The sequence below is a fragment of the Providencia sp. PROV129 genome, from assembly GCF_028482245.1.
GTDB classification, from domain to species: domain Bacteria; phylum Pseudomonadota; class Gammaproteobacteria; order Enterobacterales; family Enterobacteriaceae; genus Providencia; species Providencia vermicola.
Genome location: NZ_JAMPQD010000038.1, coordinates 1 through 21,878, shown reverse-complemented (window position 1 = coordinate 21,878; position 21,878 = coordinate 1). Strand labels below are relative to the sequence as shown.

At 42.5% G+C, this 21,878-nt stretch carries 26 protein-coding genes; 12 read left to right on the top strand and 14 right to left on the bottom strand.

The genetic code is table 11. The features are described 5' to 3' along the window. The 6 genes from PSF27_RS20255 to PSF27_RS20230 form a co-directional block, all read left to right on the top strand. On the top strand, window positions 1-228 hold a 228-nt coding region (locus tag PSF27_RS20255; RefSeq protein ID WP_272682145.1), incomplete at its 5' end, for a hypothetical protein. Window positions 229-425: 197 nt separating this feature from the next. Then, window positions 426-1,397 carry an HlyD family secretion protein gene (locus PSF27_RS20250; RefSeq protein ID WP_206083242.1) on the top strand — a complete coding sequence of 324 codons (972 nt, stop codon included), beginning with the start codon at window positions 426-428 and terminating at the stop codon, window positions 1,395-1,397. Between the two features lie 10 nt (window positions 1,398-1,407). Then, on the top strand, window positions 1,408-2,553 hold the full coding sequence (locus tag PSF27_RS20245; protein WP_272682144.1) for an ABC transporter permease: 1,146 nt from the start codon (window positions 1,408-1,410) through the stop codon (window positions 2,551-2,553). Beyond that, entirely contained in the window at window positions 2,553-3,707 is a 1,155-nt protein-coding gene (locus PSF27_RS20240) for an ABC transporter permease (protein WP_206083246.1), read from the top strand. Before PSF27_RS20245 ends, PSF27_RS20240 begins: the two co-directional genes overlap by 1 nt. A gap of 131 nt (window positions 3,708-3,838) precedes the next feature. Beyond that, window positions 3,839-4,126, top strand: coding sequence for a type II toxin-antitoxin system RelB/DinJ family antitoxin (locus PSF27_RS20235; protein WP_206083248.1), 288 nt, complete (start codon window positions 3,839-3,841; stop codon window positions 4,124-4,126). Further along, a complete protein-coding gene (locus PSF27_RS20230) occupies window positions 4,107-4,424 on the top strand; it encodes a type II toxin-antitoxin system YafQ family toxin (RefSeq protein ID WP_206083250.1) in 318 nt (105 codons plus the stop codon). Before PSF27_RS20235 ends, PSF27_RS20230 begins: the two co-directional genes overlap by 20 nt. A 39-nt stretch (window positions 4,425-4,463) precedes the next feature. On the opposite strand, the gene PSF27_RS20225 is transcribed toward PSF27_RS20230, so the two are convergent. After that, entirely contained in the window at window positions 4,464-5,339 is an 876-nt protein-coding gene (locus tag PSF27_RS20225; protein WP_206083252.1) for a U32 family peptidase, read from the bottom strand. Between the two features lie 18 nt (window positions 5,340-5,357). Beyond that, complete coding sequence (gene ubiU, locus PSF27_RS20220; protein ID WP_206083254.1) at window positions 5,358-6,353, bottom strand: ubiquinone anaerobic biosynthesis protein UbiU; 996 nt, start codon at window positions 6,351-6,353, stop codon at window positions 5,358-5,360. A 375-nt stretch (window positions 6,354-6,728) separates the two neighbouring features. Between ubiU and ubiT the strand changes: the two genes are divergently transcribed. Together ubiT and PSF27_RS20210 are read left to right on the top strand one after the other, a co-directional pair. Beyond that, window positions 6,729-7,253 (top strand): ubiquinone anaerobic biosynthesis accessory factor UbiT, encoded by a 525-nt coding sequence (gene ubiT, locus PSF27_RS20215; RefSeq protein WP_206083782.1) that lies wholly within the window; start codon window positions 6,729-6,731, stop codon window positions 7,251-7,253. Continuing rightward, on the top strand, window positions 7,247-7,753 hold the full coding sequence (locus tag PSF27_RS20210) for a GNAT family N-acetyltransferase (protein WP_206083256.1): 507 nt from the start codon (window positions 7,247-7,249) through the stop codon (window positions 7,751-7,753). Before ubiT ends, PSF27_RS20210 begins: the two co-directional genes overlap by 7 nt. Here the strand turns inward: PSF27_RS20210 and PSF27_RS20205 are convergent. Beyond that, window positions 7,723-8,061 (bottom strand): GIY-YIG nuclease family protein, encoded by a 339-nt coding sequence (locus PSF27_RS20205; RefSeq protein ID WP_206083258.1) that lies wholly within the window; start codon window positions 8,059-8,061, stop codon window positions 7,723-7,725. The genes PSF27_RS20210 and PSF27_RS20205 overlap by 31 nt on opposite strands. Before the next feature lie 270 nt (window positions 8,062-8,331). Here PSF27_RS20205 and PSF27_RS20200 point away from each other — a divergent pair, with 270 nt between their 5' ends. Then, window positions 8,332-8,583: a DUF1471 domain-containing protein gene (locus PSF27_RS20200; RefSeq protein WP_272682143.1), complete on the top strand. Its 252-nt coding sequence runs from the start codon at window positions 8,332-8,334 to the stop codon at window positions 8,581-8,583. A 322-nt stretch (window positions 8,584-8,905) separates the two neighbouring features. Continuing rightward, window positions 8,906-9,343, top strand: coding sequence for a YhbP family protein (locus tag PSF27_RS20195; RefSeq protein ID WP_272539526.1), 438 nt, complete (start codon window positions 8,906-8,908; stop codon window positions 9,341-9,343). Here the strand turns inward: PSF27_RS20195 and nrdG are convergent. The 5 genes from nrdG to pyrB form a co-directional block, all read right to left on the bottom strand. Continuing rightward, window positions 9,340-9,804 carry an anaerobic ribonucleoside-triphosphate reductase-activating protein gene (nrdG, locus tag PSF27_RS20190; RefSeq protein WP_004907505.1) on the bottom strand — a complete coding sequence of 155 codons (465 nt, stop codon included), beginning with the start codon at window positions 9,802-9,804 and terminating at the stop codon, window positions 9,340-9,342. The two genes, PSF27_RS20195 and nrdG, sit on opposite strands and share 4 nt — an antisense overlap. A gap of 4 nt (window positions 9,805-9,808) precedes the next feature. After that, complete coding sequence (gene nrdD / locus PSF27_RS20185) at window positions 9,809-11,947, bottom strand: anaerobic ribonucleoside-triphosphate reductase (protein ID WP_206083261.1); 2,139 nt, start codon at window positions 11,945-11,947, stop codon at window positions 9,809-9,811. 378 nt (window positions 11,948-12,325) lie between these two features. Beyond that, complete coding sequence (gene ridA / locus PSF27_RS20180; protein ID WP_206083262.1) at window positions 12,326-12,712, bottom strand: RidA family protein; 387 nt, start codon at window positions 12,710-12,712, stop codon at window positions 12,326-12,328. 134 nt (window positions 12,713-12,846) lie between these two features. Continuing rightward, on the bottom strand, window positions 12,847-13,311 hold the full coding sequence (gene pyrI, locus PSF27_RS20175) for an aspartate carbamoyltransferase regulatory subunit (protein ID WP_206083263.1): 465 nt from the start codon (window positions 13,309-13,311) through the stop codon (window positions 12,847-12,849). A gap of 13 nt (window positions 13,312-13,324) precedes the next feature. Then, window positions 13,325-14,260 (bottom strand): aspartate carbamoyltransferase, encoded by a 936-nt coding sequence (gene pyrB, locus PSF27_RS20170; RefSeq protein ID WP_272682142.1) that lies wholly within the window; start codon window positions 14,258-14,260, stop codon window positions 13,325-13,327. 74 nt (window positions 14,261-14,334) lie between these two features. On the opposite strand from pyrB, the gene PSF27_RS20165 reads away from it, so the two are divergent. Next, window positions 14,335-14,595 carry a hypothetical protein gene (locus PSF27_RS20165; RefSeq protein ID WP_206083266.1) on the top strand — a complete coding sequence of 87 codons (261 nt, stop codon included), beginning with the start codon at window positions 14,335-14,337 and terminating at the stop codon, window positions 14,593-14,595. A gap of 12 nt (window positions 14,596-14,607) precedes the next feature. Here PSF27_RS20165 and PSF27_RS20160 read toward each other — a convergent pair whose 3' ends face one another. From PSF27_RS20160 to argF, 3 genes are all read right to left on the bottom strand, one after another. Beyond that, window positions 14,608-15,120 carry a hypothetical protein gene (locus tag PSF27_RS20160; protein ID WP_272682141.1) on the bottom strand — a complete coding sequence of 171 codons (513 nt, stop codon included), beginning with the start codon at window positions 15,118-15,120 and terminating at the stop codon, window positions 14,608-14,610. A gap of 103 nt (window positions 15,121-15,223) precedes the next feature. Next, window positions 15,224-15,727, bottom strand: a complete 504-nt coding sequence (locus PSF27_RS20155; RefSeq protein WP_206083270.1) for a fimbrial protein — start codon at window positions 15,725-15,727, stop codon at window positions 15,224-15,226. Window positions 15,728-16,149: 422 nt separating this feature from the next. Continuing rightward, the gene (gene argF / locus PSF27_RS20150; protein ID WP_272682140.1) at window positions 16,150-17,175 is read right to left on the bottom strand and encodes an ornithine carbamoyltransferase; all 1,026 of its coding nucleotides are present in this window, start codon (window positions 17,173-17,175) and stop codon (window positions 16,150-16,152) included. A 162-nt stretch (window positions 17,176-17,337) separates the two neighbouring features. On the opposite strand from argF, the gene rraB reads away from it, so the two are divergent. Continuing rightward, a complete protein-coding gene (rraB, locus tag PSF27_RS20145) occupies window positions 17,338-17,751 on the top strand; it encodes a ribonuclease E inhibitor RraB (protein ID WP_042845698.1) in 414 nt (137 codons plus the stop codon). Between the two features lie 68 nt (window positions 17,752-17,819). Here rraB and PSF27_RS20140 read toward each other — a convergent pair whose 3' ends face one another. The 3 genes from PSF27_RS20140 to PSF27_RS20130 all read right to left on the bottom strand — a co-directional run bounded on the left by PSF27_RS20140 (window position 17,820) and on the right by PSF27_RS20130 (window position 21,840). After that, a complete protein-coding gene (locus PSF27_RS20140) occupies window positions 17,820-18,314 on the bottom strand; it encodes a GNAT family N-acetyltransferase (protein ID WP_272682139.1) in 495 nt (164 codons plus the stop codon). Between the two features lie 170 nt (window positions 18,315-18,484). Beyond that, window positions 18,485-21,355 carry a valine--tRNA ligase gene (locus PSF27_RS20135; RefSeq protein ID WP_206083783.1) on the bottom strand — a complete coding sequence of 957 codons (2,871 nt, stop codon included), beginning with the start codon at window positions 21,353-21,355 and terminating at the stop codon, window positions 18,485-18,487. Window positions 21,356-21,390: 35 nt separating this feature from the next. Further along, window positions 21,391-21,840 carry a DNA polymerase III subunit chi gene (locus PSF27_RS20130; protein ID WP_206083276.1) on the bottom strand — a complete coding sequence of 150 codons (450 nt, stop codon included), beginning with the start codon at window positions 21,838-21,840 and terminating at the stop codon, window positions 21,391-21,393. Window positions 21,841-21,878 lie beyond the last annotated feature (38 nt).

Below are 21,878 nucleotides of genomic sequence, written 5' to 3'. Positions count from 1 at the left end.
GCCGCACTCGGCTACTTGGGTCACATGCTGGTGTATGTTCCCAAGATATCCTCTCTGGTCGCCTACCCACAATGCGAACTATTTAGAGCATGGCTCGTTAAATTTTGCATTGTGGTAAGTGGAGAATTCGGCGATTTCACGACAGACTTTTTAGCGCTGTGTATGAGCGGAATTATTCACTTGGGCTATCTATTTTTAATATTTATTTTCTTCGTAATTATACCGTAAGTCATTGGTTAAGTAATCGACATTTGAATTAGGGTGTTTCATCACTATTTGACATAAGAAAAAAATCGATTCAATATTAGACAAAGACCTGCCTTTTCGTGATCTTGCGCACGAATATATTAACGCTATACCTAATTTTCTTGTCATACTCTAGGGATAATAGTTTCCCCCGTTATTATTTAAGGTTCGCATAAATAATGAAAAAAAGAACAATAGTACTGATTTTGCTGATGCTAATCTTAATTGCAGCAGCGGCATTGTTTCATTCCCATAATCAATATTTATTGTTACAGGGAGAAGTGGATGCGCCTGAAGTGATTGTGACTTCAAAAGCCAAAGGACGTGTGATGGAACGGCATGTAGAGCGTGGCGATGATGTTAAACAGGGACAATTATTGTTAACCCTTGAAAGCCCTGAACTGCAAGCACAGTATGAAGCTGCAAAAGCAGCAAGAGACCAAGCCAAAGCACAACTTGACCAATCTCTAAATGGGACACGAGCGGAAACTATTCGCGACTTACAAGCATCGTTAGCGCAAGCCAATTCGCAATACCAAAATGCATCCCGGGAATATGCGCGTTTAAGTAATTTAAAAAGCAAAGGCTATGTTTCAGCAAATGAGCTGGATAATGCACGTAAAGCCAAAGAGGTTGCTTTCTCACAAGTCCAAGGGGCAAAAGCCCGTTTAGATGAAGGGCAACATGGGGACCGTATTGAGCAGCGTCACCAATATGAGGCGGCTTTACAGCAAGCAGAGCAAAAACTGGCTGAGATCCAAGTACAAATTGATGATTTACAGGTCAAAGCCCCTGTCGATGGTGAAGTTGGCCCCATTCCTGCCGAAATTGGTGAGTTATTCAATGCGGGGAGCCCGCTGGTATCACTGATCCGCCTACCGCAAGCATATTTTATTTATAATCTGCGCGAAGATATTTTAGTGGGTGTGAAAAAAGGCGATAAAGTTCAGCTCGATATCCCCGCTTTAGGTAATAAAATGGTTGAGGCAGAAATTCGTTATATTGCACCAAAAGGGGACTATGCGACGAAACGAGCGACGCGTGCAACAGGGGATTTTGACTTAAAAACCTTTGAAATTCGTTTATATCCTGTTGAGCCAATCGATGGGTTAAGACCTGGTATGAGTGTGTTATGGCACTGGGATAAGTAAAGGTGTTGCCATGAAATTAAAGTTCGCTTGGCACGGCTTTGAACATGCTTTTAGCCGCGAAACACAAATGGCTATCCGTAGCCCTGTTTTTCATTGGTTGAGCTGGTTGTTCCCGCTGATGTTGTTTACGTTAGTTAGTGCTAACTTTTCTGAGGGAACTTTGATGGATCTGCCTGTTTCGGTGGTGGATGATAACCATAGCCCAGTGTCTCGGCAAATTATTCGCGATCTGAATGCGGGACCTCATGCAGATGTAAAAACGGTGGACGATAACCTCAGTACCTCCATTAAAAGGCTGGGGAGCTCAAAAGACTACGCATTATTGTATATTCCCCATAATTTCGAAGAGGATGTTCTTCGCGGGCGTCAGCCTGAATTACGGATGTATTACAATGCATTATTTTACGCGTCAGGGAGTTACGCTATTCAGGACTTTAGTGGGCTGGTGGCAGAACTTAATGCGAAATACCGTCAAGAAATGGCAAAGTCGATGGGAAAAGCCTTGCCGCCGTTAGCGCAAGTGACACTTTCCTATGACAGCTTGTTCAATCCAAGTGGCAGTTATATTTATTATCAACAGTTTGCCGCGACAATCCATATGCTCCAACTGTTTGTGGTAACGGCGACAATTTACACGATGTCGCGCGGTACGACTTTGCAGAGTGTCAAGCCTTTTGCCACAGCTTTGTTAGGTAAAATGGCACCTTATACTTTATTTTTCAGTACATTATTAGCCATTGAACTGGCAGCATTAGTCACAATTTTTGACGCCAAAGTGATAGGGAACCCGCTGTATATGATTGTGGTTGGTTTCTTTTATGTGATAGCGGCGCAAAGTATCGGGTTATTGCTCTTTAGCTTTACCTCGAGCGCCATCATGGCTTACAGCTTAATCGGGATGCTAGTGAGTATCGCATTAGCTTTCTCTGGGATGGCTGTGCCTGAATTAGCGATGATTTTGCCTGCGCAGATTATTTCGAATATCGAGCCGTTAACTCATACGCTTAATGCAATGTTTGATATTTTCTTACGAGAAATTTCGTTTGGTCGGATAGTCGAAGTCTGTTTGTTTTTACTGATTTACCCTGTTGTTACCGCTTTTTTAGTGCGTAAGCGTTTGGTGAAACGATTGGAAACCCAAGGAGGCGCTGCATAATGACTGTGTATTTTGCGACCTTCCGGAAAGTGTTACTTGGGATGCTAGAAAAACCTATGTGGCTGCTCCTTTTGGTCTCACTGTGTGTGATGAGTTTGGTGTATGCGAGACCCGTATTATGGGACTTACCCGTTGCGGTGATTGATATGGATCACAGCACGGCGAGCCGCGAATTGATCCGTGATTTAGATGCGACCCCTAAAGTGCAGTTGCACGGTTATGATAATCTTGCGCAAGCTCGCCAAGATATGATTGCTCGAAAATTATTTGCGATAATTATCATTCCAACAGATTTTCAACAACATTTATTAAGTGGTAAAAATATTACCGTGCCTGTGTATGGGGATGCAACAAACCGCTTGGCGAGTGGGCAAATTCAGCAGGAGCTTTCTAAGGCGTACCAAACATTGCTTAATGCCTATAACACGCAATTATTAACCAAAGCGGGTTATAGCCAAGAACAAGCCAAGGTCATTATTACCCCTGTGCGTAGTGAAACAGAGCCCTTGTATAACCCAGGTGTTAGCTTTGCGGCGATTGTTTTCCCAGGCTTGTTGGTTATGCTGTTACAACACTCCTTGTTGATTGCTTGCGTGCGAGTCAGTATTGCTGTTCGTTCTACACCTAAAGGAAAACCGCCGTTAGCTGTTTATTTAGGGGCATTATCGGCGTTGATCCCGATTTGGCTGTTTTTATCAACGGTATTTTTTGCCCTTTGGCCATGGGTATTGGGGTTCCGACAAGAAGCGCCACTGTATGTGATTTGGTTGTTTACTTTCCCATTCTTGTTAGCTGTGCTTGGCCTTGGCAAGTTGGTCACGGAATGCTTACGCAGTGTGGAAATGATTTACTTAACATTGGCGTTTATCACTACACCCGTGTTTTATATGTCAGGTACGATTTGGCCGTTACAAGCCATGCCCGATTGGGTGCGAATGATAGCCTCTGCACTGCCGTCTACATGGGCAACAAATGCCATGGCTGGCCTTAACCAAATGGGCTTACCGTTTAGTGATGTACTTATGGATATTGTGATGATGCTGACGCTAGGCGTGATTTATACCGTCATCGGGGTCTTTATTGGTATGCTGCGTGATGGGGAGTTACGTCATATTAGCCATATGTATAACCGCTGGCGCAGGCATCGGCATTAATATTTAATAGTGTTTATGGTTTATTGGAAAAGGTAACTTAGAGAGAGTGTGTGACTAATTTATCGGCAAATGCTATACTAAGCCATAATGTAGCCACAATGTAGCTACATTTAGCATGTGTGAGGTATGATATGTCAACACTATTGAAAACAACTGATGTTCGTAGTCGAATTGATGAACAATTAAAAGCGGAAGCCGCAAGTGTATTACAAGACTGTGGTTTGACTATTAGCGCAGCTATCCGCTTGTTTTTAGAGCAAGTGGTTCAAGAGCAAAGAGTTCCTTTTGAAATCAAGCGTAAACAACCTTCGCTAAAAACGACACTAGCGTTGAAAGAAGCTAAAGTTATTGAGCAGCATTACGATTCAATTAACGAAATGATGGCGGAGTTAAGCAAAGTTGACTCAAAAGCCAAATAATAAGCGAGCTAAGCAACCAAGGCAGGTTGCTTATACACCGACGTTTAAAAAGTCATGGGAACGATATAATCGAGCAGGTCGTAGGGACATGAATGCGGCTATTCTTGTTATGGAACTTCTGTTTTCTCAAAAAATGATACCAAAAGAATATTTTGATCATGAATTAGAAGGTCATGAATGGCAAGGGGCTAGGGAGCTTCATATTGGTGGTGATTTCTTACTGGTTTATCGCTTGTCAGATAAGGGTAATTTAATCACTTTCGTTGATATTGGTTCGCACAGTGAACTATTTGGTTAAGGTAATGAGCCATAGTTCGAGCTCATTACCTATTGTATATCAAGGCACCATCAACAAGCCCGCAATTTGTCGCCAGTAGCCGTTACAGCTCTGGTTTTCAATACGCAATGGCACCATGCCATCTTCATTGGCTTTAAACTGAGTAAGTATATCTAAGGACTCAACGCTTTCAGGGGAAATGCGCACAATATCCACCAAACCTTTCATCGATGCCAACTCATTCCCGAGGTTATAGCAGTCACCACTGAGTGTTTGGATACCATTTAAGGTAAACACTTGTTGTTGCTCTTGGGAAAGCACCTTGCGCCCTTGAGGGTAATTAATACAGCAGGTTTCACAATCATCTTTTTGTTTGTTTTCTGAACGTGCGGTAAAGCAGCGTGCAGAATAGGCAAGGGGAAGATGACCGTAACTCATGACCTCCACCTCGAATTTATGACGAATACCGATTTCTTCACATTGATTGAGTAAGTTAATCAGCCAATCACGGGAGAGCTCAACAGGCATGCACCAACGGGTCATTCCTTGGCGCAGTAGAATATTCAGCGCTTGGGCGTTGTAGCAGTTGAGGCCATGCCCAGCCACAAATGGCAGTTTTCTATCCACTAACATGTTAATCACGCCAAAGTCGTGCGCTTCAAGTAAAAACTCGCCGTTATCGACTAATTTTGTTATTTCTTTTAGTTCTGAAGGTGCTTGCAGTAGAGCAAGGGAGCTCAATACAATCTGCTTGCCACTTTTAGCTAATTGCTGTGCAAGATCTATCCAATCATTGGGTTTCATTTCACGGCGCTTGCTACACACCATTTCACCGAGATAGATAATATCAGCTTCACTTTGCATAGCGAGTTGATAAAAGTCGTTTAATGTCTGTTTTGACCAGTAATAAAGCACTGATCCTAAAGAGTACTGCATGATAGTTTTACCTTTTAATTATTGCCATTTGCGATGATAAGCACCCAATGTGGTTTGACTTCCTTCAGAAAGCTTTCCTAGCGCTTTCATCCATTTAGGATCGGTGACAAAGTTATCGGGGTTGGCTTTATAACGGTCAATGGCTTGGCGCCAAATACGTGCCACTTCAGAAACATAAGCGGGGCTACGTTGGCGACCTTCAATTTTCACGGAGGCAATATTCGCCGCCATTAGCTCAGGTAATAATTCAATCGTATTCAAGCTGGTGGGCTCTTCGAGAACATGGTATTTCTGCTCATCCACCAAATAGCGCCCTTTACACAAAGTGGGGTAACCTGCGTTTTCATCGGCTTTATAGCGGTCGATAAGTACATTATTTAGGCGTGATTCCATGCCATCAGCCGTTTGTTGCCAACGCACAAAGCGGGCAGGGGAACAGGCTCCAACGGTATTTGGGGATTCTCCCGTTAGATAAGAGGATAAATAACAGCGCCCTTCCGCCATAATACACAGGCTGCCAAATGCAAACACTTCGAGGGGAACAGGGCTATTTTTTGCCAGCTGTTTAACTTGATGAATCGAGAGTACGCGAGGCAGTACCACACGGTGAACATCAAAGTTGCGTTGGTAAAAGCGGATCGCTTCGGTGTTGGTTGCAGAGGCTTGAACAGAAACATGTCTTTCAATGTGCGGATATTTAGTGGCGGCGTACTCTAGCATCGCGATATCGGCGATAATCAGGGCATCAGCGCCAAGGTCAGCGGCAAGATCTACCGAATCTTGCCATCTTTGGTAGCCATCTGGGTGAGCAAATGTATTGATGGCGATATGTAGTTTGCGATTGCGGCTGTGAATATAACGTTCTGCTTCATGCAGTTTTTTTTGCGTAAAATTTAGACCTGCAAAATGGCGTGCGTTAGTATCATTTTTTAGCCCGATATACACCGCATCAGCCCCATTATCCACGGCGGCTTTTAAAGCAGGTAAGTTTCCTGCTGGGCAGAGTAATTCCATTGACCTATCCCTGTATAAATTTTGATAGCCGCTATTTTAGTCAAGGGAACTGTTATAGATTTTGATTTAGAGCAGAGAAATTGTTAATGGATGTTTGTATTCGTTAAGCAAATAGCAAAACAGGTAGATAAAAAATAAATATTGGCGAGATGGGCAAAAATTGATATAGGATCAGACTCATGACCCTATTTTTTGGCAAGATACTTATCATAACCCAAATAACGCATCAATAATATCAATGAATGTGATTATTGATTGTTAGAATTTTTTTAAATTGTGTGTATAGACAACATGTTACCCTAATTACTTCGAGCTGCTACTCTGATTAGGTAGTTACACGAAAACGGGCAGACAATGAATACGGGAGTCAGTATTGTGTTAGGTAAAATTCGTTCTCAACTCATCACAAAAGGCCCTTCACTTTTGAAATTGCCTTTAAAAGTGACCCCATTTGCTGTGCAGCGTCAGGTACTTGAACAACTGTTAAGTTGGCAGTTTCGTGAGTCAGTAAAAGAAGGGGAGCTTGATTTTCTAGAAGATAAATGGCTCAAAGTCGAGATCTACGATTTAGCGTTGGTGTGGTTTATCAGCTTGCAAGACGGCCAGCTTGTGGTTAAGAAACATGCAGAAGAAGATGTCAGCGTCAGCGGTAATGCCAATGATTTAGTACTGATCGCGGCTCGCAAAGAAGACCCAGATACATTGTTTTTTCAACGCCGTTTGGTAATTGAAGGGGATACCGAGTTAGGGTTATACGTGAAAAACTTGATGGATGCTTTTGAGCTCGAAAATATGCCAGCGCCATTGCGGTTTGCATTATTGCAACTCGCTGGAGTGATAAAAACGGTACAAGACAACGAGGACGCAGAGCATAAAACGCCTGTGTTGACCTCATGCTAATTCGGGTTGAAATTCCTGTTGATGCCATGGGCATTGATAGATTGCTGCGTGAAACCTTCCCAACTGAAGCGGAAGCTAACCTTGTTCAGCATTTACGTGAAGATGGTTTACTGACATTGGGGGTTGTTGCCACGAATGATAATGGCGAAGTGATAGGTTATGTTGGTTTCACGCCTGTTGACCTAAATGGTGAAGATGTACAGTGGGTAGGGTTGGCACCTTTAGCTGTTAATAAAGCTCATCAAGGGCAAGGCATTGCAGAGAAACTGGTTTATGAGGGGTTAGATAGCCTGAATGAATTTGGTTATGCTGCAGTCGTTGTGCTTGGCGATGAACGTTACTATTCACGCTTTGGGTTTGTCCCTGCTTCTAAACATCATATTCGTTGCCAATGGCCAGAGCTACAAGCTCACTTTTTAATTTGTGGGTTAGAAAATGGTGGGATAGGCGAGCAGCAAGGTGATGTGGTCTATTCTTCACATTTTGATAATTTGACCTGAGTTAAATAAGCGGTCAAATCGCTGGGCTGGTCGATGACCAGCCTTTCTTTTGTCTTTTTACTCAGTTGCTTCACCTTATATTCCATTTGGGATGCGGCTGAACGCGAACCGATCAGACATGAAAATGCTAATGTTAATGGCATTTTCCCTCTCAATGCTTTTGCCCCCGTTCCTGCTTTGTGTTGCTCAAACCGGCGCTGCACATCCGTCGTGATCCCACAATAAAGTGCGTTATTTTTCTCTCGCACTAGGTAGATATACCAGCTATTTTGCTTTAACTCGCTTTTTTCTGAGGTGATGTTTGTCATTTTGTGCTGCTTTTTTAGTTAAAAACAATGGGTTAAAGACGAATATATTCGTTAAGGGAGTTATTTATAACACATTAATATATAAATAAAAAAGGCAATAAAGTTGTCACAAAGCTGTAACCTCAACATAGGTTATCATTCAGTTTATTTGAACAACTATAGCAAAATATGCTAATTTTCATTCTAATTTAAAGCGCATAATATGATCCATATCACAGGGGGACAGTAAAAACCCCGATTAAAAATCAAGTTTACAAAAAGGAACATACGATGAAAAAATCAACATTATTTGCTGCTGCTTTAGCTTTGGGTGCTGCATCATTTGGTTCAATGGCGGCTGATGAAGTTCAACATTCTAGTCAACCAGCTGCGGGTTATGTCTCAGTTACTGGTGCAGTTAGCGTAAATGACCTGACAGCACAATTAGCCAAAAAAGCTGATGAAGCTGGTGCAACTTCTTTCCGTGTGATTTCTGCTGGCGGTGAGAATTCTATGAATGGTACTGCGGCTATTTATAAATAATTTTATTCGTCATATTTGCTCGTCATACTTTGAGCCGTAGCGTTGTTGGCCGCGTTCATTCGCACTAGTCACATACTTATGTATGCTCCTAGCGTCTCGTTCACTTGCCGCCTAGCTACAACTCAAATTATTTAGAGTAAAGACTTGGGTGAGATAGTGCAAAAACCCAAGTTAATTAGAGCTATAAAACTAATTAGAATCATTTTTTAATTAGTTAGGCTATAGTAATAGCGAATTTTATGCCTACGTTCAGAACAGTTTAAGCAAGCTTAAGGGGAATCCCCCAAAAGCTTGTTCTGAACGGGTTTATATGGAAACCGCTATGACGCCTGAACAAACTTTAAAACACATCCAACGCTATATTGCCCGCCAACACGTTTTCTCTCTTTTTACTCACCATAACAATGATATTTGGCCTGCCAGTTGTTACTATGCATTTGATGCGAAAACGATGTGTCTGATTTTAATGACAGACCCGAATTCAAGGCATGGGCAATTGATGGTGGCTAACCCGCAAGTTGCTGGCACAATATCAGCGCAGACCAAAGCTGTTAATGCAATACAAGGTATTCAATTTACAGGTGAAATTAAAATATTAGAAGGTGAGGAAGAACGGCTTGCCCGCGGTTTTTACTGTCGTCGTTTCCCTGTGGCATTAGTAGCGAAACTGCCTGTTTGGCAGCTTCACTTGCAGAATATTAAAATGGTCGATAATAAATTAGGTTTTGGCACCAAGCTATATTGGGAACAGCAAATTTAACGTAGTTTGTGGATCACCTGATTTGAACTGCCGCGCCAAATTAAGCGAGGGTCATGTAAATCCTGCTCAAATTTACCGTCAATCACGGTATTAACTAAACTCACCACTTTTTGTTGTTCAAGCGTCAAATCACTCAATATGTATCCTGTCCATAACCAAATGTCTTTATCTGGGCAAACCGCTTTCACTCGCTTCACTAACTTGAGCACCGCTGGCAAATTAGCTGGGTGCAGAGGGTCTCCGCCAGAAAGGGAGAGCCCTTGTCGGCGGATGCGGGTATCTTGCAAATCTTGAATTATTTGGTCTTCCATTTCTTGAGTGAATGGCACACCTGAATCCACTCGCCACGTACTTTGATTGTAGCAACCGCGGCACTGATGGACGCACCCCGCGACAAACAGTGTGCAGCGGGTACCAGGGCCATTAACCACATCAACAGGGTAATATTGGTGATAATTCATACCATTAACCTATTTGACCATTGCCTAAATGCTTGATACGGCGCTTTACTTCTTCTTGTTTACCTGCATTAAACGGGCGTGCATCTGGGCTACCTAAATAACCACATACACGGCGGATCACTGAAACGCGGTTGGTGTCATGGTTACCGCAAGCTGGGCAGGTAAACCCTTTGCTGGTACAAGAAAACTCGCCAGAAAAGCCACATTCATAACATTCATCTATCGGTGTGTTGGTGCCATAATAAGGAACGTGTTGATAGCTATAATCCCACACGTCTTCTAGCGCTCTGACATTATGTTGCAAGTTCGGGTATTCGCCGTAACAGATAAAACCGCCATTCGCGATTGCAGGGTACGGCGCTTCAAAGTCAATTTTGTCGTACGGATTGACTTGTTTTTCAACATCTAAATGGAAGCTATTGGTGTAGTAGCCTTTATCTGTGACGCCATTAATGACGCCGAATTCCGCGGTATCGATGCGGCAAAAACGGTCACACAAGTTTTCGCTCGGCGTGCTATATAAGCTGAAGCCGTAGCCTGTTTGTGCTTTCCACTCATCGGTTGCTTGGCGTAAGCGAGCGACAATAGCGACTGCTTTTTCACGTAACTTTTCGTTGTCATACACGTGGGTTTCTGAACCGAATAGTGCATTGATCGTTTCATGTAACCCAATGTAGCCTAAGGAAATTGATGCTCGACCATTTTTGAAAATCTCAGCGACATTGTCGTCTGCTTTTAATCTTACACCACACGCACCTTCCATATATAGGATAGGAGCTACGCGGGCTTTTACGGTTTCTAAGCGGGCAATGCGTGTCATTAAGGCTTTTTTCGCGATAGCGAGGCGCTCATCTAAGAGTGCCCAGAATGCATCTTCACTACCTTGTGCTTCAATAGCGATACGCGGTAAGTTCAGGCTAATGACACCTAAATTGTTGCGGCCATCATGAATTTGTTCGCCATTTTCTTCATAAATCCCTAAAAAGCTACGGCAACCCATTGGCGTTTTAAATGAGCCAGTGACATCAACAACACGATCATAATTGAGAATATCGGGGTACATGCGCTTGCTGGCACACTCTAATGCTAATTGCTTAATATCGTAATTTGGATCGCTAAGTTTGTGGTTTAGGCCATCTTTGATAGCGAAAACCAGTTTAGGGAACACGGCGGTTTTGCGGTTTTTACCTAGGCCCGCAATACGGTTTTTTAGAATAGATTGCTGAATTAAACGCGCTTCTTTTGACGTACCCAACCCAAAGCCAAATGTAACAAATGGCGTTTGGCCATTAGCAGTATGTAGCGTATTTACTTCATACTCTAAAGACTGGAATGCATCGTAGCATTCTTTATCGGTACGGCTTTGCGCGTAACCTTCTGCATCTGCAATTCCCCACTCTTGTGCGACTTCTAAGTGTTTTTGGTAACTGATCGCCACATAAGGGGCTAAAATTTCATCAATTCGATTGATGGTTGTACCGCCATAAATATGGCTAGCGACTTGAGCAATAATTTGTGCTGTTACCGCTGTTGCAGTTGAAATAGATTTAGGAGGCTCAATTTCTGCATTTCCCATCTTAAATCCATCAGTTAACATACCTTTTAGATCAATAAGCATACAGTTAAACATGGGGAAAAATGGCGCATAATCGAGGTCATGGTAGTGAATTTCGCCTCTTTCATGAGCTAGAACGACATCGCGAGGTAAAATATGCTGTTTGGCGTAATGCTTTGCCACAATCCCTGCAAGTAAGTCTCGTTGAGTTGGGATCACTTTACTGTCTTTATTGGCATTTTCGTTGAGTAAGGAAACATTACTTTGTTCAATCAATCCGCGAATATCATGGGTTAGTTGACTGCGTTTTTCACGCTCACTGTCCCTATCATGGCGATATTCGATGTAGGCACGGGCTAAATCTTTGTATGGCCCTGCCATCAGTTGGTTTTCGACAGCGTCTTGGATCTCCCCAATATCCACTTGGCTACGGTTGCAAAGTTGCTCAGTGACGATAGAGGCAACTTGAAGACAATAATCGTCATCCTTAACATCCACCGCAGCGGCAGCGCGCTTTACGGCTTCTTGAATCCTCGGAAGGTCAAAATTGACCTGACAACCATCTCTTTTAATGACAACCGTTCCCACTGTCTCTCTCCTTTTTAAGTTATCCACAGTGATAACGGCGTTATCCGTTATCTTCCTACTGAGCGTTTTTCTGTGGATAAAATGTGAATAAATACTACATATTGTGTCTATGTTGGTAATTAAAGCACAATATATAGGTTATTGCTTTTTTTTAGCTGACATTAGTTTGATCCAAAACAAAGAAAATAATTAAGTACCTGAATATCCAAAGCGGCGCTGAAAATAAATAATTTTGTGGGTAATAAAAAAGTTTCACTTAAGTTTCGATGCGGTTAATGGATGTGACGTAGTATTTGAGAAAGGCAATAAGCAGGAATAAGGGTATTGGGGAGAACAACACCCCACAGATATCATGGGGTGTCTATATTGAATTAAGCGTTATTTGCGAACGGCAATGGCTTCAATTTCAATTTTCACGTCTTTTGGCAGACGAGCAACTTCAACACAAGAACGTGCTGGGAATGGTGCGTTGTGTTGTTTGAAGAATTCTTCATAGGTTGCATTGACTGTTGCAAAGTCATTTAAGTCTTTAACGAATACAGTGGTTTTAACGATATCTGCTGCGGTTAAGCCTGCTTTTTCTAAGATTGCTTTGACGTTAGCCAGTGATTGGCGAGTCTGTGCAGCGATATCTTCAGGCACTTCCCCTGTTTTTGGATCAACAGGGATTTGGCCTGAAGTGATAACCATGCTACCCAAATCAACGCCTTGAACGTATGGGCCAATGGCTGCGGGTGCGTTTTCTGTATTGATTTCGTATGACATAATTACTCCGTTTCATCACGTAAGAGAAGCGACTCACCTAATATAACCTAGACTGAGCCACATTTTTATGGCTATTAGGCGCTATTAAAACACGGATTGCGCCCAGACAACACCGAAGTCTACGCTGAAATAACCTATTGATTATTGATCACGGCGTCTCTATCGAACTCTTTTTCACAGAAACGGCAAGTCAGAGCAACTTCTTTGCCCACTTTTTTCACGCGGAAACTGCTTGAAACGGGTTCATTGTGGCTAATGCAGTTGCTATTTGGGCATACCAGTACGTTATCAATATGCTCTGGCAACGTTAATTCTAATTTTTCAACAACTTGGTAATCTTCAATACGGTTTACGGTCGCTTCAGGCGCGTACATCGCCAGTTGGTTGGCTTGTTCAGGGGTTAAAAAGGTATTCTCAATTTTGATAATATCTTTTTTACCCAGATTACTAGAGGGTAAATTTAGCCCAATAGTTATGCGCTCATCTGTTTTGGTCAATTTAAATAATTTCAGTAGCTTAAAACCAATTTGAGCAGGAATATGGTCGATAACCGTACCGTGGCTAATGGCTTCAACTTGTAGTTTATGGTCGTGTGTCATGGTGTTGTCCTCCTCAGATAGCCAATTCTTTATTTAAAACCAGTGATAGCAACGCTTGGCGTGCATAGATGCCGTTACCTGCTTGCTGGAAGTAATACGCATAAGGGGTGCTATCAACATCGACTGTGATTTCATCGATACGTGGTAGTGGGTGCAAGACTTTTAGATTCGATTTTGCCGAGTTCAGGTCTTCAGCACGCAAGATAAATTGCGCTTTTACATTGGCATATTCAGATGGGTCGAGGCGCTCTTTTTGGACGCGAGTCATATACAGAATATCTAACTCTGGCATGACTTCATCAATGTTATTGTGCAGGCTGTAAGTCGCCCCTTTTTCTTCCAAAATATGCAAGATATGGTTTGGCATGGATAGTGCTTCTGGTGCGATAAAGTAGAAGTGATTGCCTTCAAACTTAGATAAAGCCTGCGTCAGTGAGTGTACTGTTCTGCCATATTTTAGGTCACCGACCATTGCCACTTGTAAGTTTTCTAAGCGGCCTTGTGTTTCTTGGATAGTAAATAAATCCAGTAGCGTTTGTGTGGGGTGCTGGTTAGAACCATCGCCCGCATTGATAACAGGGATTTTGCCAGCAAACTGGCTAGCTAAACGTGCCGCACCTTCTTGAGGATGACGCATCACGATTGCATCAACATATTGGCTGATAACCGAAATCGTATCCGCTAACGTTTCGCCTTTTTTTCCCAACGATGTATTTGTGCTATCAGAGAACCCTACGACTGAAGCACCTAAGCGGTGGATCGCCGTTTCAAATGATAAACGGGTCCTCGTTGATGCTTCAAAGAAACAACTCGCAACGACTTTATGTTTTAGAAATTCAGGTTGTGGCTGTTTTTTTAATGACGCAGCCACGTTGAGCACAAGCTCAAGGTCTGAGCGGTCTAAATCGTTAATCGAAATAATATCGCGAAGATATAAAGGATTCGGCATGGTTGTTCTCCTTTGTCAGCAAGACATGTTAGGTCTATAGGCCAAAAAAAAGCCCCTCAATGAGGGGCTTTTTTATGAATACGGAGGGGAAAAACAGGCTGTCCAGACCGCTCGAAGGCAGTGCGTTGGAGGTGTTCTGTGTAAAAAATACAACAGCAGCGTTCATGGTTTCTCCCGACAAATTGTGGCGCATTATACGCATGTCTCTCGCTGACGCAAGCGTTTGCATAAAGAAAAATAAATTTTTTTTATTTTTTGTTTTTAGATTGAAAATTAAGCAAGCAGATAAAAAATTAAAAATCAGCAAGATGGAAAAATTTCCGCCGTCGTTATAGTCGGGGAATTATTTATGGGTAATCTATCGCCAAATTTCCTGCGAGGTTAAACGAGTGTTCGCCATAATCTCCAACAGTATTTGGAGCGATTCTCACGAGTGCTGCATCGAGATAATAAATTTTTTGGTTTTGAGTCATCGTAATAGCAACGCTTTTATTTGGTAGGATTGCCTCTCCCTGCCAACTCAGTTTGACGGCGTGCGCTTTACTCGAAGTCTGGAATAGCTGACTAGAATGGACACTTGCAAGGGCTGTAAATGATAACTGGGCACTCACTGTTGTTCTGCAGTCAATCGAAAGCGGAATTTTGTGTGTTCCAGTTTCTTGCCCCATTTTTTTAGAGGAAATAGGCCCATGAGTAAAATTTGAAAAAGAAGAGTTATCGGTAATTTGACACAATAATGGGGCATTTGAAAATGTTCCATTAATACGGATAGGCATATTTTGTGTTGCAGATAAAGAGTAAGGTGTAATACCGAATAATAATATAGATGGAATAAATATTTTTAATTTAATGGCATGCATTATAAATATCTCAAATAAAATAAGCGTTATTACTCATTTATTAGTATCAAAAATTTTGAACTGAGTGATAATGTTACTCAGTTCAAAATGTAGAGATGATATATTACTGGTAAGTAATAGCTAAATTACCGATGATATCAAAAGTATGGTTACCAAAATCATTTGGACTGTTGGCAGATAAGCGTTTCATACTTGTCTGGAAAGTAATATGGTTAGTACCTTGACTAATTTTAATATCATTAGACTGACCAGGTTTTACTTCAGTGCTGTTGTATTTTAATTTAACACCAAAAGCATCACTCGATGTTTTAAATACATCAGGTGCATTTGGTGCATTATTGGCACTGAACGTTAACTTTGCGTTGGCAGGAAATTCGCAGGTAAAGTTTAAATATCCTGAGCTTCTGTAGGATGTTTCATCACCCACTTTTTCTAGCGTGTTAATCGCGCCGAAAGCCGTGGTACTTTCAAGCTTAGCATCAGTACAAGGTTGGGTAACATTAGAGAATGTGCCTTTAATATTAATTGGCATATTTTGAACAGCGGATAGAGCAGGTAAAGAGACACAGACAAGCAATGCTAAACCACTTTTTTTTAGCAAGTTCATGAAAAAATTCCTTTTAATTAATATTAAGATTAAATATTTTAGTCAATATATTATTTTTATTGAAGAGAGATAGTGAAAATAAAGATATAATTTTTGGTTTAATGAGCAATACAAGGTTAAATTCTTTTTTTAAACTGTAGTAGATTAGTTGGTTTAAATTTCTAGCATAAGTACTTAATGATATTTTTTTAATTTAATAATTTAATTTTAAATTGCACGTTTAATTACGTAAGTATTATTTTTATCTTTTATGGTTAATTTTCATGGGTTATTTAAAATAAGTTAAATGTGTTAAGTTATTTAAACTGAAAACGATATTAAAATAGAATGCAAAAACCTTATAGTTTTTTTAGGGGGGATTTTTGACCCAATGCGGTTGTTGTTATCCCCTCAACCCAATAGCTGGCGTTGAGGGGGGGAGTTTAGAAAATATTATTAGGTAACTCAGGTGCTAATGTTGCTACCATCACGGCCTTAATCGTGTGTAAACGGTTTTCTGCTTGGTCGAAAACAATGCTATAAGGGGATTCAAACACGTCCTCGGTGACTTCTAAACCGCCGTACATATTGAATTCTTTCGCCAATTGCGCGCCGAGTTTGGTGTCTTCATTGTGAAATGCAGGTAAGCAATGTAGGAATTTGACATTCGGGTTACCTGTTAACTTAATTACATCCATATTGACCTGATACGGTTTTAACAGGTTAATTCTTTGCGCCCAAACTTCCTTGGCTTCACCCATCGACACCCACACATCCGTGTAAATAAAGTCTGCACCTTTAACCCCTTCGGCAACATCTTCCGTGAGCGTGATTTTTGCCCCTGTGGTTTTGGCAACGTCTAGGCAAGTATCAATCAACGCTTGCTCAGGCCAGCAGCTTTTAGGCGCCACTAAACGTAAATTTAACCCCGTCAGTGCGGCAGCTTCTAACATAGAGTTACCCATGTTATTGCGTGCATCGCCTAAGTATGCAAATTTGATTTCAGAAAATGGGGTGTTTGGTCGGTGTTCTTGTACGGTAAGTAGGTCGGCTAATAACTGTGTGGGATGGAATTCGTTAGTTAGTCCATTCCATACAGGCACTCCCGAGTGTGCGGCTAGTACGTCAACGGTGCTTTGTGCGAAGCCCCGATATTGGATACCGTCATACATCCTACCGAGGACTCTTGCAGTATCTTTCATGGTTTCTTTGTGGCCAATTTGGCTGCCTGAAGGCCCTAAATAGGTGACTCTAGCCCCTTGATCAAAGGCACCGACTTCGAAAGCACAACGGGTACGAGTGGAGTCTTTTTCAAAGATCAGAGCAAAATTTTTCCCCGCAAGCAGAGGTTGCTCTGTACCTGCTTTTTTTTCTGATTTTAACCATGCTGAAAGCTTTAACAGTGAATGAATTTCGTTAGAGGTGAAATCTAATAATCTTAGAAAATGCTTACTATAGAGGGGATTCATAAAATGCAGCCTTTTTTGGTTGAATTAATATTCAATTTATATTCATAAAAATTCAAAATCAACCCCCAATGAAAAAGAATTATTCTGAAAAGTATGGTTTCACTGTTAACCCTATGGGAGAATGGCGCAGAGAATAGCGATAATGGAATAAGGGGTGTGGATATGGTTGATAAAGCGGAACTCGACGCGCAGTACGAAGAAACTCGTCTAATTATCGAAGAATTACTGGAAGATGGCAGCGATCCTGACGCATTGTATGCCATTGAGCATCACTTTTCAGCGGATAACTTTGCGTTATTAGAAAAAGCTGCGGTTGAAGCGTTCAAACTGGGCTATGAAGTGACAGACGCAGAAGAGCTCGAAATCGAAACGGGTGAAACATTAATGTGCTGTGATGTAATCAGTGAAAGTGCATTAAATGCAGAATTAATTGATGCACAAGTTGAGCAATTAATGAAACTGGCTGAAAAAATGGGCGTCAACTACGATGGTTGGGGCACTTATTTTGAAGATCCAGATGCCGAATATGATGATGAAGACGGTGACGATATCGAACCAGAAGACCGCGTTCATTAATTATTAGTCACATCGCTCAAATACTTAAAAGGATAGCTAAAAACTATCCTTTTTTGTTTATGACAGAACTATAACGCCTTCAACATGCGAATTTCACAGTCGCTATGGCCTGTGCTTCCGAGAGCTTCATCAATAAATTCAAAGCCTAACTTTTCATACAGCTTAATGGCTGCTTGTAGTTCTTTTGTGGTTTCCAAATAGCAGCGAGTATAGCCTTGTGATTTGGCAAACTCTAATGACATCAACACAATTTGCTTCGCTAAGCCTTTGCCACGTAGAACCGAAGACAAATACATTTTTTGTAGTTCAGCTGTTTTATCATCACCGCCTGCCAGTTGTGACACGCCGCCACCCCCGACAATCTCCCCATCCATTTCCACCACCCAATAAGCGCTACGTGGTTGGCTATAAACTTCAAATAAGGTGTCTAAAATAGGATCAGCCACTGCGAAGCCTTTGTCCGCGGTTAAACCATGTTCTGCAGAAACCTCACGGATTACTGCGGCAATCCCTGCATTGTCTTGTTGCTCGATAAGACGAACTTTGTAGTTTTGTGTTGTCATGTGAAACTCTTGATTATTATTGTGTACAACTCAGTGTAGAGAGAACCTGAAGGGCACTTCAATCTGAGAACTGCGAACGCAGTCTTTTAATGATACGCGAATTAGTCAGCAAGAAAAAGCCCCTATCCGCGAACGAATAAGGGCTTTCAAACTGATTGATTAATCAATGATTATAAAGAGGCGATCGTCACTTTCTGCGCTTCAATTTTCGCTTTCGCTTCAATATTGGCAGCGAGGCGCTCACGTTCTTTTTCGACAACCGCAGCAGGTGCGCGGCTGACAAAACCGTCATTGGCCAGCTTGCTTTCGATAGTGTCGATTTCTTTCGTGACTTTTTCCAGCTCTTTATCTAAGCGTGCTAATTCTGCGTCTTTATCGACTAAGCCCGCCATTGGGATCAACAGCTCTGCACCGTTAACCAGTTTGGTCACAGACACAGGAGCCTCTTCACCGTCCGCTAAAACACGGATTGTTGCAAGGCGAGCCATCGATTTGATAAAGTTTTGGTTCTCTTCAACGCGACGTTGTGCATCTGCTGAAGCGCCGCGCAGCATGACATCCAGTGGTTTACCTGGGGAGATATTCATTTCAGCACGAATATTACGTACTGCAATAATCGCTTCTTTGATCCACTCAAGGTCGTTGAGCGCTAGCTCATCCACTTTCGCCGCATCAAATTCAGGGAACGCTTGTAACATAATGGTATCGGCTTCGATGCCTTTAACCACTTTCACCCGCTGCCAGATAGTTTCAGTGATAAACGGAATGATAGGGTGTGCAAGGCGCAGTAAGCCTTCAAGCACTTCAATCAGCGTGAAACGTGCTGCACGAACTTGGGCTTCGTTACCTTTATGAACCGCAGGTTTAGACAGCTCTAAGTACCAGTCACAGAATTCGTTCCATGTGAAATCGTACAGGATATTCGCTGCGATATCATAACGATAGGTATCCAACGCTTCACGGTAAGCTTTAACCGTTTGGTTAAACTCTGCCATGATCCAGCGATCGGCTAATGAGAAGCTCATTTCGCCCCCGTTTTGGCCGCAATCTTGATTTTCTGTGTTCATCAGCACGAAACGGCTTGCGTTCCAAAGCTTATTACAGAAGTTACGGTAGCCAGATAACCGCTTCATATCCCAGTTGATGTCACGACCCGTTGAAGCCAGTGCCGCTAAGGTGAAACGCAGGGCGTCAGTACCATGAGCTTCGATACCTTCTGGGTATTCTTTGCGAGTACGTTTAGCAATTTTTTCAGCCAGTTGTGGCTGCATCATGTTGCCCGTACGTTTTTCTAGCAGGTCTTCCAGTGAAATCCCGTCAATCATATCCAATGGGTCAATCACGTTCCCTTTGGATTTCGACATTTTTTGGCCTTCTTCATCACGAATAAGACCTGTCATGTAGACGGTTTTAAATGGTACTTGTGGCTCGCCGTTTTCATCTTTGATGAAATGCATGGTCATCATGATCATACGGGCAATCCAGAAGAAAATGATATCGAAGCCGCTGACTAATACATCTGTTGGGTGGAATGTTTTCAGGGCATCGGTATTTTCTGGCCAGCCGAGTGTCGAGAACGTCCATAGGCCTGATGAGAACCAGGTGTCCAGCACGTCTTCGTCTTGGCGCAGTGCAACATCTGCCGATAAATTATTTTCACGGCGAACTTCGTCTTCATCGCGACCGACGTAAACATTGCCTTTTTCATCATACCATGCAGGAATGCGGTGACCCCACCATAATTGGCGAGAAATACACCAGTCTTGAATATCGCGCATCCAAGAGAAATACATGTTTTCGTATTGGCGTGGGACGAATTGAATTCGGCCATCTTCAACGGCTTTGATAGCGTCTTTCGCTAAAGGTGCAGTACGCACGTACCATTGGTCAGTTAGCATTGGTTCGATAACAACACCACCGCGGTCGCCATAAGGTACGGTTAAATCGTGTGGTTTAACTTCAACTAATAAGCCGAGTGAATCGAATTCAGCAACGATGGCTTTACGTGCAGCAAAACGCTCCATTCCACGGTAGTTTTCAGGAATTTCACAGCTGTACGCGGTAGATGGGTGCCCGTTAGTATCAAAAACTTCCGCTTCGTGACGAACGTTACCGTCTAAGTCCATCATGTTAATCATGGTTAACTGATGGCGTTTACCCACTTCATAGTCATTAAAGTCATGAGCTGGGGTGATTTTCACGCAGCCTGTGCCTTTTTCCATATCTGCGTGTTCGTCACCCACAATTGGAATACGGCGATTAATAATTGGTAGAATGATTTCTTTACCAATTAAATCTTTATAACGTGGATCTTCGGGGTTAACTGCAACACCCGTATCCCCTAACATGGTTTCAGGGCGAGTGGTTGCAACCACTAAATAATCTTTGCCTTCAGCCGTTTTTGCGCCATCAGCCAGAGGGTAGCGCAGGTGCCACATGGAACCTTTGATTTCACGGTTTTCGACTTCAAGGTCAGAAATCGCGGTATGCAGTTTGGGATCCCAGTTAACCAGACGTTTGCCACGGTAAATCAGGTTTTCTTTGTACATGCGTACGAAAGCTTCTTTAACCGCTTTGGACAGACCTTCGTCCATGGTGAAGCGCTCGCGATCCCAATCAACAGAGTCACCTAAACGGCGCATTTGTTGGGAAATTGTGCCGCCTGATTCTGCTTTCCACTGCCAAATTTTGTCGATGAACGGCTCACGACCGTAATCGTAGCGAGTTTTACCTTCTTCTGCCGCGATTTTACGCTCAACCACCATCTGGGTTGCGATACCCGCATGGTCAGTACCCGTTTGCCATAAGGTATTTTTACCTTGCATACGCTGGTAACGGATCATGGTATCCATGATAGTTTGTTGGAAAGCGTGCCCCATGTGCAGGCTACCCGTGACGTTCGGTGGTGGAATGACGACACAGAAACTGTCCTGGGTGGTATCCCCATTAGGTTTAAAATAACCGCTTTTCTCCCAATGAGCATACAAGTTTTGCTCAATCTCTGCGGGGTTATAGGTTTTATCGAGCGAAGGCTCATTCATTGGGCTATCTGGTTTCTTTTCCATCGTCTTTATATTCAGTAAGTTGGCGGCGTCGCCATAGTCAAATTGAAGCCGACGCTACGGTATGTTTTATACCGTTCACGCGCCAACTGTTTTAAAGTTTCATCAATAGGTACGAAGTCTATCACTTCATGGAAAGCTGTTGCAAAATCTGCGAACTTCGACTGCAAATTAATCAAAATATCCCGCGGCGTATTACCCCGCTTTGTTGGCCAACAAATTTCAATGGGTGCACCATAACGAGGGCCTTCTCCAGCCAAATTATGCGGCACAAACTGATGAGGGTCACGTTGCCACAAAGCTTCATCAATCTTTTCGGCTTGCTGCTGTGTTTCACAAGCAATCAAAACCCGCTTCCCATGACGCCACATTTGTGCGGCAAGCTCACACGCTAACCATTCGTGGGCTTCGTATTCAGCTTGTGGGGAGGGCTGGTCAAGTTGATAGAATGTACCTTTTTTCATAATACCCGTTATACCCGTCATACTTAAATTTGTAGGGG